This is a genomic window from Oscillospiraceae bacterium MB24-C1, assembly GCA_030913685.1.
GTDB lineage: Bacteria > Bacillota > Clostridia > Oscillospirales > Ruminococcaceae > Yanshouia.
The window spans coordinates 2,286,686-2,300,116 of sequence record CP133187.1 but is presented as its reverse complement, the minus strand read 5'-3'; the positions used below and the strand labels follow the sequence as shown (position 1 = coordinate 2,300,116).

Genomic DNA, 13,431 nt, shown 5'->3' with positions numbered 1-13,431 from the left:
TTGATTGACCATGCAATAAAAAACGACGCGCTGATCGCCGTGACAGAAAGGAACGCGTGAACCTATGAAAGTACTTGCAATTTGTGCCAGTCCCCGTGAAAACGGGAACACCGAACATTACTTAAATGTCGCCCTACAACAGGCGACTCATCTCGGGGCCGAAACCGAGCTTGTCTGGCTGGGTGATAAATCGCTCAAGGGATGTCGGGGCTGCTATGGCTGCGTTACGGCTAAAGCCTGCGTTATTGAAGACGATTTTCAAGATATTTTTAAAAAAATTTGTGAGGCAGATGCCATTTTACTCGGTTCTCCGGTATATCACGCCTCTATCACCAGCGAACTCAAAGCAATACTGGATCGCACTGGTTTCTCCGGCCGCTGGGCGGTCAACGACATGAAAGCCAAGGGCGACAGCTATGCCTGGAAGGGCAGCGTTCTTTCAGGCAAGGTGGTGGCACCGGTGACAGTTGCACGCCGTGCCGGACAGAACTTTGCTTTTGCGCAAATTCTGCTGTGGGCAACCTGCAACGACTGCATAGTCGTGGGCAACACCTATTGGAATGTCGGCGTCGCCGGAAAGGGCGGCGCAAAGGATGCCCTTGAAGATTCCGAAGGTGTTGGCATCATGCAGGGACTGGCCCAGCGCGTGGTACAGACTGTGTCCGCACTCCAACAGGCAGCGCAGAACGTATAACAAGCCATCAGCACACAACATAGAATTCAGGCTAAAGGAGATTTTGACGATGAGCAATGGTTGGATCGGAAATTATTCCTATTTCAGAGCACGTCTAGACGCCACCCGCATTGCGGTGACCGATCTGGATACAGATAAGAATTATACATACGGCGATCTGGAGTCGCGCGCCAACCGCCTAGCGCACTGCTTAAAGCAACGTTTTGGCGTCAACAAGGGTGACCGGGTCGCGATTATCTCGCGCAACCGCGTAGAGCTGATCGACGCTTATTACGCCACCGGCAAGCTCGGGGCTATACTGGTCCCTTATAACGCCAGATTGTCGGCACAGGAACTGACAGCACTGATCACGTCCGAAGGGCCAAAGGTGCTGATGTATGAGGATGCCTTTTCGCAGACGGCCGCACATCTTCAGGCGAATACGGAGGTTGCACATTTTGTGGTGCTGGGCCAAAACGAGTGCCAGGGACACCCGGCCTACGACGCACTGCTCAAACAATATGGCGACAGCTTTATCTGCTGCGAAACGCTGGAACTTGAGGACATCCACCTCATCATCCACACTGGCGGCACGACGGGGCTACCCAAAGGCGGCATGATTTCACACCGAAGCGAGATATTTAACAGCTTTAATGAGATCTGCACTTGGGGTCTGCGCTTTGATGATAGCGCGGTCATCGTGCTTCCACTGTTTCACACCGGCGGTTGGAACCTCTTGACGCTGCCGCTGTTGCATGCGGGCGGCAGGCTCTATATAAGCACTGGTTTTGACCCCAAGAAAACGCTTGAGGTCATTGAAAAGGAGAAAACGACCTGCCTGTTTGGAGCGGCAACGATATTCCGTATGATGGTCGAGCAACCCGACTTTGCCGCCAGCGATCTTTCGAGTTTGCGTTGGATAATGGCGGGCGCTGCCCCTACCCCGCTGAATATCATGCAGGCGTTTTGGGATAAGGGCATCAAGTTCATCCTCGGATATGGCATGACCGAGGCAGGACCCAACAACCTCTCTACCCCTGCGCAGTTTGTGTCGCAATCTGTCGTCGAGCAGAAGTTCGCCTCGGTCGGCAAGCCCATGTATCTCTCTTTGGTCAAGCTTGTTGACGACGACGGAAACGAGATTACAACTCCCGACACCCCCGGCGAGCTTTTGTGGAGCGGCCCGCAGATTTTCTCTGGCTATTGGCACAACGAAAGCGAAACGAAAGCCACGTTGGTCGATGGCTGGGTACACACCGGTGACATGGCAACGGTGGACGCCGACGGCTTCTATTACATTGTAGGTAGAAAGAAGAACATGTTCATTTCCGGCGGCGAAAATGTGTTCCCCCCCGAGGTTGAAAGCGCTCTTTATGACATCGAAGCCATTCGGGAATGCTGCGTATTTGGCGTGCCGGATGAAAAATGGGGCGAGGCCGGCAAGGCTGTCGTATCCCTAAAGCCGGGCATGACCATTACCAAACAGGAAATTTTAAATAAGCTAAACACTAAGCTTGCCCGATATAAAATCCCCAAGTACATCACATTTGTAGACGACGTGCCCAAAAATAACGTGGGCAAAATCGTTGTTAAACAGATCACCGACCTGTACGGTGAAGCAAAAGACTAAAATTTTTGCATAAGCAACGCTAAACTACGCCGTGTACCTCCCCCGCGCTTTCATACATTTGTTTTATAAACGCTTACAATACATCCGGTATGTCGGCGCTTTAGCATTGCTGTGCAAAAAATCTCAGATGCTCACCTGACCAATCAAACAGGCGCATCCAAACATATTAGCAGATTGGAGCAAAACATGAAAACTGTGAACATAGGTATCCGCAGTATGGGCTGCTATGTGCCCCCCGGCATTCGAGACAGCGCGTGGATCAGCGCAGCGTCCGACATCCCCGAGGCAGTCGTGCGCGAGAAATTTGGCATCAAGCTTATCCACAAGGCCCAACCCGAAGAAACAGTGTCCTTTATGGGGGTTCAGGCCGCTCGACAGGCGCTGGGCGATTTTGACCCCGCAAAACTCGACATGGTGGTCTACTGCGGTAGTGAATATAAAGATTATTACCTCTTTAATTGCGCCGCCAAAATTCAACACGAGCTGGGCGCCAAAAATGCGACGGCGTTTGAAATCCATAATCTCTGCTCGGCGGGCGTCTGGTCGCTCAAGGTGCTTAAAAGTATGATGATTCAAGACCCCGACTTAAAGCATGTGTTGCTGGTGTCCTCTTCAAAAGAAGGCGATCTGATCAATTATAAGGATTCTCAGAGCCGCTTTATGTTTAACTTTGGTGACGGCGCAGCTGCGGTGCTGTTGGAGCGCGATCTAAACGAAAACGTTATCTTAGAGAGCGCTATGATCGTTGACGGGCAGTTTGCCACCGATGTCTGTGTGCCGGGCGTGGGCTGTGTCAATATGGATCATATTTTGCATATGCCGCCCGAAAACCGTTACCTCAAGGTCATGGACATCAAAAGCATGAAAGAAAGACTCGACCCCATCACGCTGGGCAACTTCAATCAGGTGATTACGCGCGCCGCCGCAAAAAGCGGGTACGACTCAAAATCCATCAATTTTATTGCGCCAATTTTTATGAAACGCTCAATTTTAAACCATATTTTATCGGAATTTGACCTCACCGAGGAAAACTCATTTGTGCTGGAGGAATATGGGCATTGCCAGTCGGCAGACTGTTTTATATCGCTTATTGAGGGCGTCAAGAGTGGGCGACTCAAAGACGGCGATCTGGCTGTGATGGTTGCGGCGGGTACTGGTTACACCTGGGCGGCTACCGCCGTGCGGTGGGGCAAGGTTCCGGTAGCCGATTGACGACAGCCACAAAAGGAGACAACACAATGGATAAACTACCCTTTCACATCCCGTTTGCGCAGATAAGCATCGGCGACAGCGCCTCAATAGTTGTCGATATCACACAGCAGCTCATCAGCGACTACGCGGTGTTTATAGGGGATAAAGATTCGTTTCATCTTTCACCCAAGCTAAACCAGGTAACCACCTACGAGCGCCAAGTCTGTCAAGGCAGCCTGCTGCTGGGATATTTCTCGCTTCTGGCGGCACAGAATCTGCCGGGCTTTGGGGCGATTCTTTGTAAGGTTGATTACGACTTTGAGAAGCCAGTCTATCTTGGTGACCAAATGACCTTTTCAGTTGTAGTCGCACAAAAATGCGACCGACGCAAGCTCATTTTAGAAGCAAAAGCGGTCAATCAGCAGAGTCAGCGCTGCATCAGCGGCAGTCTGATCATCAAAACCCTGAACTAAGAAGCAATGCCGCATAAAACAAAATTGACCTCTATATGCGGTTCACAAGCGCTTAAACGAGGAGTTCTCATCCAGTAGTAGGCCAAAGCTAAAACAATTTATTTGGCATGCTTAAAAAGATCTATTCAAACCTTAATTCTATGCCGTATCGTGCGGCAGAAAGGCGTGTTTTTATGAGACTCGAAAATAAAATTGCAGTTATAACCGGTGCTGCCGGGGGCATCGGCAGCGAGACAGCCAAACGCTTTTTAAGCGAAGGCGCCAAGGTGGTGCTGGCGGATTTAAACGCGGATGCGGCCAAGAAGGTAGCACAAAGTTTAGACAGCACTGGCGAAAATACGCTGGCCGTATCGGTCGACGTTACCAATGCCGAGTCGGTATCAGCGCTATTCGAAGCGGCAAATGACTGTTTTGGCGGCGTAGATATTCTGGTAAACAATGCGGGTGCGACGCTGGACGCACGTCTGGTCAACATGACCGAGGAGCAATTCGACAAAGCAATCGCCATCAACCTTAAAGGTACATTTTTATGCGGCCAGGCGGCGGCTAAAGCGATGACGGCACAACAAAGAGGCGGAGCCATCGTGAACATCGCTTCGCTCGTTGGTATCTATGGCAATTTCGGTCAGAGCAATTATGTTGCGGCCAAAGCAGGCATCATAGGAATGACAAAAACCTGGGCTAAAGAGCTTGGAAAGCACATGATTCGCAGCAACGCCGTGGCGCCGGGCTTCGTCCTGACGGCTATGACTGAGAAAATGCCCCCTAAGGTATTGGACGGCATGAAGGAAAAATGCCCTATGAAGATGCTCGGCAGCCCGAAGCATATTGCCGATGCCTGCCTGTTTTTAGCGTCCACCGATGCAGAATTTGTTAACGGTGCTGTTTTAGAAGTTACAGGTGGGCTTGCGCTGTAATGCATTTTGGTTTAAGCTAGTGTAATAAACTTGTTTTTGTGCATTAATCCAGCAGAGGCAACCATCCTCTGTCCGGACTAGAAACAGCACTTTGGCACTGTTTTAAGCAAAAATGTGATTACACAGTAATAAGGAGATGTCCTTTAAAAATGAAAATGATTTTGCTGGGGCCCCCCGGGGCAGGAAAAGGCACGCTAGCCAAGCACGTTGCTGCCACGTTGAACATCCCACACATATCGACCGGAGAGATGCTGCGCGCCGCGGTCAAAAGAGGTGGAAGCACCGCTGAAGAAGCCGATCAGCTAATGCGCAAAGGGCAGTTGCTGCCCGACGCTCTGATTCTGCGCATTGTCAAAGAGAGATTGTCGCAGCACGACTGCGACGGGGGCTTTATTCTGGATGGCGTGCCTCGAACGGTGGCACAGGCCGAAGGGCTTGAAGCCATTGGCGTGGCAATTGAGAAAGCTGTATTGCTCATGGTAACAGATGAGGTTGTGATACAGCGCATGGCGGCGCGCCGGGTGTGTGCTCGCTGTGGCGCGGGGTATAATCTCGATTCAATGCCCCCGAAAAAAGAGGGGGTTTGCGACGTATGCGGTGGGCCGGTTATCGCAAGGGCGGATGATTCGCCCGAGACCATCGCTGACCGTCTGAAGATTTATCACCACGAAACCGAACCGGTTATAGATTTTTACAGACGTCGCGAAGCCCTACTGCCAATTGTAGCGGACAGCACGCCGCAAAAAACGCTGGATGCGTTGCGAGCTGCACTGGCATTTGCCGCTGAACCCTCATCAGTTAGAATGCCCCGTTGACAACGGACATCGCACAAAACCCATTACAGCAGCATGTTTCATATTAAAGCCTTCCGTCGGGAGAGCCGTTTTCCATGGCGGCTCTCCCATATTTATCGGCTGCTTAGAGCAGCCCAAGCTTTTTTAAGGAGATGAGCAGAGTGGAAAACCTATTCTGGATAGGGCTGGTCGGAGCCGGACTTGCGTTATCCTTCGCCTTTTTTCAAAGCAGACGGGTCCTGGCTTTCCCAATGGGCAATGACACGATGAAACGCATTGCTTCAGCTATTAAAAGAGGAGCCGACGCCTATTTAAAGCGGCAGTATATCGCCGTGAGTAAATTTTTCGCCGTAATGACCGCCCTATTTGCGGCACTGGCTGCGTTTGGCCTTGTCTCGGTCTTTGTTCCCTTTGCCTTTTTAACCGGTGGTTTTTATTCGCTACTGGCCGGCTTTGTCGGCATGAAGATTGCGACGGCTGCAAACGCGCGCACGGCCTGTGCCGCACAAAAAAGCCTAAACCGAGGCCTTAACGTCGCTTTTTCCTCTGGAACGGTCATGGGTTTCACAGTGGTGGGGCTAGGTCTTTTGGATATCTCGGTCTGGCTTTTGATATTAAAGTATCTGTTTGGATGTGGCTACGCCGAGATTGCACAGACAATGGTGATGTTCGGCATCGGCGCTTCGTCGATGGCGCTGTTTGCCCGCGTGGGCGGTGGCATTTTCACCAAGGCGGCGGATGTGGGTGCCGACCTCGTTGGCAAAGTCGAAGCAGGCATCCCCGAGGATGACCCCAGAAATCCAGCCGTCATCGCTGACAACGTCGGTGACAATGTTGGCGACGTCGCCGGAATGGGTGCGGATCTTTACGAATCCTATGTCGGATCGATTTTGGCCTCCTTCGCGCTGGGCGCTGCCGCCTATGGGCCGGCGGGGCTGGGCTGGCAGGCAATGTTGCTACCGGTTGTCATTGCGGTTGTGGGCATCGCGTGTTCCATTCTTGGCACCTTCTTTATCAAAACCGGAGAGAAGGCCGACCAACGCGCGCTTTTAAAGACACTGCGAACCGGGACTTACATCGCCGCTTTCCTAACTGCCATAATCGCCGCACCGGTGACCTATGTTGTCATCGGCAGCATGGGCGTTTATGTGGCGCTGCTGGCGGGACTGACAGCGGGCTGCGCCATCGGCTTCTTTACCGAATATTACACTTCCGATACTTATAAGCCGACGCAGCAATTGGCACAGAGCACCGAGACGGGTGCCGCCACCACCATCATTGGTGGTTTGTCACTGGGTATGCGGTCGACGGCACTGCCCATCATCTGCATCAGCGTGGCGGTCATTGTCAGCTTTATCGCAGCGGGTGGCAGCCTGTCGGCATCCCCCAATCAAGCTTCTTACCAGATGGGCCTGTACGGCATCGGCATCGCCGCCGTCGGCATGCTCTCAACCCTTGGCATTACGCTTGCCACCGACGCCTACGGGCCGGTGGCCGACAACGCCGGAGGTATTGCCGAGATGAGCGGACTAGGGCCGCAGGTGCGTCAGCGAACCGACGCGCTCGATTCATTGGGCAACACAACCGCCGCAACGGGCAAGGGCTTTGCCATTGGCTCGGCGGGCTTGACGGCACTGGCGCTGATGGTTTCCTACGTCGACATTGTCAACCAAAAGCTGTCCGCCATTGGCAAGACTATCGATTTGCAGATCACCAACCCCGCGGTTCTAGTGGGCGTTTTTATTGGCGCCATGCTCACCTTTAGCTTTGCGGCACAGACAATGAGCGCCGTGCAACGGGCTGCACAGTCGATCGTGGTCGAGGTTCGGCGACAATTTAAAGAGATCACTGGCCTGATGGAGGGTAAAGCTGAACCCAATTATGAAGCCTGCGTCGATCTTTGCACCAAGGGTGCTTTAAAAGAAATGATCGCACCGTCATTGCTGGCCGTGGTTGTTCCAATTGTCACCGGGTTGCTGCTGGGATGCAGCGGTGTGGTTGGGCTGCTCGGCGGCGTAACGGTGACTGGCTTTGTGCTGGCCATCTTTATGGCTAATGCGGGCGGCGCATGGGATAATGCTAAAAAATATATTGAGGGCGGCGCTTATGGCGGAAAAGGTTCCGAAAGCCATAAAGCGGCCGTAATCGGCGACACAGTCGGCGACCCCTTTAAAGACACTTCGGGCCCCTCAATCAATATCTTGATCAAGCTGGTGTCTACTGTTTCCATCGTTTTCTCTACTCTAATTGTACATTTTCATCTGTTATAACAGAAGCAGCCCCTCGGCAAGGTCTATCCAGTCGGCCTTACCGAGGGGCGTATTCTCGTTTCTTCTGGTATTTTCCACGCAAATCCTCTTCCCTTCCCGCACTTTTGGGTTGAGAAAGCAAACGCAGAAGCAACCAAAAACTCCAGTATGTACAACTTTTCTTCGCAATAAATTTTAACAGACAAAGGCCGCCTACTATTAATAGCAGGCGGCCCAACGCATTTTATTAAAGAAGGGTGCTTAGATTTCTTTTATATAATCTTCAAGTGCTTTTGCAGCCAATTCCACCGTTTTAAGGCATCGTGTTTCTTCGTCACGGTATTTCAACTTCAGCACGTCGCAGTCTATGCTGCCTAGATCGTCCTCAAACCTTTGGACAAAATCAGCGCACAGTTCTTTAAAGTTTTCGGTGGCATGGGCTCGGTCGGTCACCTTGAGACAGCCGATAGCCGCGAGCGCACCGCACAGAGCCCCACAGGTCTTCTCGCAGCCCAAGCCACCGCCAAACGCACTGACCAGCTTAAAATCCTGTTCGCGCAGACCAAGGCCGTACTCGTCATTAGCCAACATCAAAATGGTCTCAGCACAGTTGTAATCCTGCGTAATAAAATAGTCGTACACACGTTCTTCCATCAATAAGACATCCCTTCTCATATGATTACTTATTTATTATGGCATATTTGCGCGTAGGTGCGCGACAAAAAGCACTTTAAGCTTCAAACGGTTTAAAACCAGTTTAACTTTATTCCACCGTTTCAGTCTGAAATGGCTCTTGTAACACGCGGACATCTTGGGGCGTAGTGATCAGCGGCAGATTTTTGGCCGTCATCTTACGATAACCACCCACATCATCACCGACAAAAGGCAGATGATAAAACATCACGTGCCGAGGGCGGATTACGTCGGCAATAAACGTCCTGCCGCGCTTTAGCGTCAGCCATGGAAAGTTGAGCAACGCTAAATCGACCGGCGTGTCCTTAATCCAGTCTTCAAGCACCGGGTTGCAGATGACACAGTCCCCTAGAATCAACACCCGAAAGCCGTCAAAATTTATCAGACAGCCGTAGTTTGGTAAGTCAATATACTCCTTGCCGTCATGACGCAGATGCTTAAACGAAAATTCGGCGTTGCCAAGCTTCAGCCTGTGGGTGTCCTCACAAAGAAGAAGACTGTTGTCCAGCTCCTGCATCGGCGAAACCAACAGCGCACCGGGCGACCTTTTGCACGCCTGCTCCGCCGCTGGGCGGGTGTAGTGGTCACGGTGATTATGGGTGTAAAAAATCATGTCCGGGTTTTGAAATGCCGGAGATTCCAACATATGTTGCTGCATCTCAGGTGAAACTGTGCTAAATTCTACCGCTTTATCATCGTGGAAGGCGTCGCAACAAACTTTGGTACCGTTACATTCAATCAATACGCCCGAATTTGCGGTGAGGGTCACTTGACATTTTGGCATGGTAACGCTCCTTGTGGTGATATGACAGGCTCTGGCAAACGCGCCCCTTGTCTCGCGTTTATTGTAACATATTTTCGCGCAGGAGGGAAAAGAAAAGTACTTATCCCCTCAAAAAATGGATAATCCGACAACCCCTTTTAGAGAGGCCGTTTAAAATAATAAAGAGCGAGGGCAACTAGCGACACCGACGCCTCCGTCATTGGAAGCGCGCACCAGACCCCCGTTATCCCCCAGATGGCGGACAGGAGAAACACCGTCGGCAAAATGATGACAAAACCACGCAAAAGCGAAATGAGATACGCGGGACGAGCACGTTCCATCGCGGCAAAATACGCCGAAATTATGATGTTAACGCCCGCAAAAACGCAGGATGTAAAATAGATTTTAAGACCCGATGTCGCAATACGCTGCATTTGCACATTTTGCGTACTGTTAAAAGCGGCTGCAATTGGGTCAGCACCAAAGAAAACAAGCGCGTAAATGACAGCCGACAATATCACGATCAACTTGAGTGCATAACCCAACGTAGCTACAAGTGCCGTGCGGTTACCAGCGCCGTAAAGCCGACTAATGATCGGCTGGATTCCCTGCGCCACTCCTGTGAAGATGGATATTACCACAATCGAAATATTGGCAATTATCCCATAAGCGGCCACACCGATATTGCCCGCTAAACGCATCGTGATTAAATTGAACACAATCATTACAACACCAGAGGCCAGCTCTGTAATCAAATAGGGTACACCGCAGGAGAGAATCCCCCCTACTACCCGTACGGGGATGGCGCTTTTCTTAAAGTGAAAGCTGTTTTTTCGCTGAATAAAAAATATTAATAAAACTAAAAGGCTGATAACGGGGGCAAAACCAGTCGCGAGTACCGCGCCAAAAATGCCCATATTCATCGGAAAGATAAAAATATAGTCCAGCACAATGTTTGAAAAGCTGCTCGCTATCATCGCAAACATAACCAGTTGTGGCGCGCCGTCGTTTCTGACAAAACATAACATAATGTTATTGATTATAAAGAGTGGTGCAAATAACAACAAAAATTTCACATATGTTTGGCACATGCCGAAAACATCTTTATCGGCACCCAGTGCAGCGGTAATGGTACCGGATAAGAATAAACCAGTGACAAAGAGCACGGCAGAAAAAGCCAGTGCCATAAAAACGGTACTGGTAAAGGCCCGGTCAGCCCGTTCAAAATCATTTTGGCTTTTTAGAATGGCGTATTGGGTCGCACCCCCCATACCGATCATCAACCCACTACCGTGAATTAGATTAAAGACCGGAATTGCAAGATTTAATGCCGCCAGCCCGTCTGTTCCCAACCCTTGCGCCACAAAAAAAGTATCCGCCAGTATATAGCAAGAAAGCCCGATCATACCGAGCACATTTAGTGACGTATATGTTGCAAACTCTTTTAAGTTCGCTTTGCCTTTCATATCAAACCTCCACAATTATAAAACGCGCCAGCGCTTCATATCTTACTTGGCCTGGCGATATGAAGTCTGGCGCTTAAATTCCAATACCCGGCGGTAAGGAAAATTTCCGTATTCATTTAAATTGCCTCATCAAACACCAAAAGCCACAGCTGTTCGCGTTTCTCAGACATTATGCCACACAGTGTTTTACTTGTCAATTTGCTATTTTCTTATATACATTGACCAAAACTCTTGAAATAACTCATATTTCCAATAATATTTTCCAATTATTTCTAAAAAGACTTCTAATCCCCTGAGTTTTATGGTAAATTAAAAGTGGCAACCTATAGAAAGAACCCGCCAGTTTTCGCGGTTCGATATAACATCTGCCATCGTGTTGGACGGAAAGAGTCAAGTCATCTGACTGCCGACAGATGCGGACAATACCTAAACCAGAGGAGGAGTTTTTCTTGAAGCATTTTGATATTGTGATTGTGGGTAGCGGGGCTGGCCTTATGGTCATGGAAGCCGCTTTGAATAAAGGGCTACGCTGTGCAATCATTGAAAAGTCGAAGTTTGGCGGCACCTGTCTGACGAAGGGCTGCATCCCGTCTAAAATGCTGGTCTACCCTGCGGATTTCATCCGTGAAGCGCAGACCTCCGAGAGATTCGGAATTCAGACAGGCTCTGTGCAGATGGACTGGGAAACCATTTCACGCAGAATGTGGAAGCAGATTGATTTTAATAAGACGATTGAAAACAATCTACAAAACATCCCCAATCTAACGGTCTATAAGGGTAGTGCAGCTTTTGTTGACGCCAACCGCATGGTGATTTCACAGCCCGGTCAGGAGGATGAAATCATCTCAGGCGACCGTTTTATTCTTGCGGTAGGCGCCAGAAGTTTTGTGCCCAAAGTCGAGGGACTTGAAGACGTCGGTTATGTGACGTCTGAAAGTTTTTTTGGTGAGAAATTTCCCAAAAAGCTATGGAAAAGCCTCACCATTATCGGCAGCGGAGCCATCGGTGCCGAGTTTGCCCACATTTTCTCTGCTTTTGGCACGCAGGTGACCATGATCTCCCGCACAAGCGGTATATTGAATAAAGAGGAAACCGAGGTGGCGCAGTTTGTCAAAAGACAATTTATCAGGGCGGGTATCACGGTGCTCAACGACAGTGATATTCTTTCGGTTACCGCCAAGGACGGTCAAAAGCAGCTGACCACCCAAAACCGCCTCACCGGTGAGCGCACCGTTGTAGAATGTGAGGAGATTCTGGTGGCCACCGGCGTGCAATCTAACTCAGACACCCTCGCGCTTGAAAAGGCCGGTGTAACGGTGGACAAAAGAGGCTGGATCACCACAAACGAATTTCTTGAGACGTCACAGGAGCACATCTGGGCTTTGGGCGACATAAACGGCAAATATCAGTTTAGACACAAAGCCAACTATGAAGCGCAAATTTTAATCCAGAACCTCTTCTCAGAAGGCGAAAAAAGAGAAGCCCGCTATGACACGGTTCCGTGGACGATTTTTACTCATCCACAGGTGTCTCATGTCGGCATGACCGAAAAAGAGGTTCAGCAAAAGGGCTTGACCTACCAGTCCGCCAAAAACTATTATTCAGAAGTCGTAGGCGGCATAGCGATGGGCTACCACGAGCGTGATGAAGACAACGGCTTTGTAAAAATGATTATCGGCGATGACAAAAAAATTCTGGGTGTGCACATTGTTGGACCACATTCTTCTGTGCTGCTTCAGCCATTTGTCTACCTGATGAACGCGGGTTATCGGTGTCAGAAAAAGTGCCAGTCCATAAGTGCAAAGGATTTTGAGATGCTCAGAATTCTGTGTCCCGATGTTGGCACCTATGCACCCATCAACGATTCGATGATTATTCACCCTTCGCTCAACGAGCTGACCGCATGGGTGTTTGAAAAGTTTAACCTTCCGGAATAGCTTACTTCAACGTCACCCACAACACAAGTGTTGACCCACGAGCCTATTAATTTTTAACCGACAGGGCGGCTGCTTATTGCAGCCGCCCTTAGAGTTTCGATAAAGTGAATTCTGTAAGACCCAACAACGGGGAGTAGAGTGAAGAACGATGTGATCCGCTTCGGGTATCATGCCCCCGCAGCGCCGTTAAAACGCACTACGTACACGAATGGTTCGCCCACAGGCGACAAACGCGCAATTGCCCGTTTTGTGAAGCTAATATCTTGAGCAAAGTAAAAGACTTTTCGAGAGACTAAGGGAGCGGCTGCAATAACAGTCGCCCCCTCTTTTGCGTTTTTACTCCTTATCAGCGGGAGAAATTGAGGATAGATTACTCAGGTTATTACCGTCGCTGTTGTCGGGGAGCGATTTAAGATATTCGGTGTCACCGCGGTGGGAGATACCCACGCCTTTAATGCCACCCTGCCGCGCCAGCGCGATGGCCTGCGTTTTATCTAGAACCGTCTTATCTGAGAGCTGATAACCTGTTACCTTGCCACCCTCTTTAACCAAAGCGGTAATGCTACGGGCGTCAGATGTCGGCGAGGGAATTTGGTCTAACGTGTTCTGCGCAAGCGATTGCGGTACATTGTTTTGCTCCATAAA

General features: G+C 50.2%; 12 protein-coding genes. 8 read left to right on the top strand and 4 right to left on the bottom strand.

Annotated elements, in window-relative coordinates; all coding sequences use genetic code 11:
* The first annotated feature begins 64 nt into the window (after positions 1 to 64).
* The 7 genes from RBH76_10975 (at position 65) to RBH76_10945 (ending at position 7,948) form a co-directional block, all read left to right on the top strand.
* Entirely contained in the window at positions 65 to 694 is a 630-nt protein-coding gene (locus RBH76_10975; protein ID WMJ83244.1) for a flavodoxin family protein, read from the top strand.
* 49 nt (positions 695 to 743) lie between these two features.
* Positions 744 to 2,303 (top strand): AMP-binding protein, encoded by a 1,560-nt coding sequence (locus tag RBH76_10970; protein WMJ83243.1) that lies wholly within the window; start codon positions 744 to 746, stop codon positions 2,301 to 2,303.
* A 186-nt stretch (positions 2,304 to 2,489) separates the two neighbouring features.
* Positions 2,490 to 3,515: a 3-oxoacyl-ACP synthase gene (locus RBH76_10965; protein ID WMJ83242.1), complete on the top strand. Its 1,026-nt coding sequence runs from the start codon at positions 2,490 to 2,492 to the stop codon at positions 3,513 to 3,515.
* 26 nt (positions 3,516 to 3,541) lie between these two features.
* The gene (locus RBH76_10960) at positions 3,542 to 3,967 is read left to right on the top strand and encodes a MaoC/PaaZ C-terminal domain-containing protein (protein ID WMJ83241.1); all 426 of its coding nucleotides are present in this window, start codon (positions 3,542 to 3,544) and stop codon (positions 3,965 to 3,967) included.
* A 173-nt stretch (positions 3,968 to 4,140) separates the two neighbouring features.
* Positions 4,141 to 4,884: a 3-oxoacyl-ACP reductase FabG gene (gene fabG, locus RBH76_10955; GenBank protein ID WMJ83240.1), complete on the top strand. Its 744-nt coding sequence runs from the start codon at positions 4,141 to 4,143 to the stop codon at positions 4,882 to 4,884.
* Positions 4,885 to 5,033: 149 nt separating this feature from the next.
* The gene (locus RBH76_10950) at positions 5,034 to 5,699 is read left to right on the top strand and encodes a nucleoside monophosphate kinase (GenBank protein ID WMJ83239.1); all 666 of its coding nucleotides are present in this window, start codon (positions 5,034 to 5,036) and stop codon (positions 5,697 to 5,699) included.
* Between the two features lie 140 nt (positions 5,700 to 5,839).
* Positions 5,840 to 7,948 (top strand): sodium-translocating pyrophosphatase, encoded by a 2,109-nt coding sequence (locus RBH76_10945; protein WMJ83238.1) that lies wholly within the window; start codon positions 5,840 to 5,842, stop codon positions 7,946 to 7,948.
* A gap of 240 nt (positions 7,949 to 8,188) precedes the next feature.
* Here RBH76_10945 and RBH76_10940 read toward each other — a convergent pair whose 3' ends face one another.
* The 3 genes from RBH76_10940 to RBH76_10930 form a co-directional block, all read right to left on the bottom strand.
* Positions 8,189 to 8,581, bottom strand: a complete 393-nt coding sequence (locus RBH76_10940; protein WMJ83237.1) for a C-GCAxxG-C-C family protein — start codon at positions 8,579 to 8,581, stop codon at positions 8,189 to 8,191.
* 109 nt (positions 8,582 to 8,690) lie between these two features.
* Positions 8,691 to 9,404 (bottom strand): MBL fold metallo-hydrolase, encoded by a 714-nt coding sequence (locus RBH76_10935; GenBank protein WMJ83236.1) that lies wholly within the window; start codon positions 9,402 to 9,404, stop codon positions 8,691 to 8,693.
* Positions 9,405 to 9,541: 137 nt separating this feature from the next.
* The gene (locus tag RBH76_10930) at positions 9,542 to 10,849 is read right to left on the bottom strand and encodes an MATE family efflux transporter (GenBank protein WMJ83235.1); all 1,308 of its coding nucleotides are present in this window, start codon (positions 10,847 to 10,849) and stop codon (positions 9,542 to 9,544) included.
* A 449-nt stretch (positions 10,850 to 11,298) separates the two neighbouring features.
* Between RBH76_10930 and RBH76_10925 the strand changes: the two genes are divergently transcribed.
* Positions 11,299 to 12,786 carry a dihydrolipoyl dehydrogenase gene (locus RBH76_10925; GenBank protein WMJ83234.1) on the top strand — a complete coding sequence of 496 codons (1,488 nt, stop codon included), beginning with the start codon at positions 11,299 to 11,301 and terminating at the stop codon, positions 12,784 to 12,786.
* A 336-nt stretch (positions 12,787 to 13,122) separates the two neighbouring features.
* Here RBH76_10925 and RBH76_10920 read toward each other — a convergent pair whose 3' ends face one another.
* A complete protein-coding gene (locus tag RBH76_10920) occupies positions 13,123 to 13,428 on the bottom strand; it encodes a DUF3892 domain-containing protein (GenBank protein WMJ83233.1) in 306 nt (101 codons plus the stop codon).
* Positions 13,429 to 13,431: the final 3 nt, after the last annotated feature.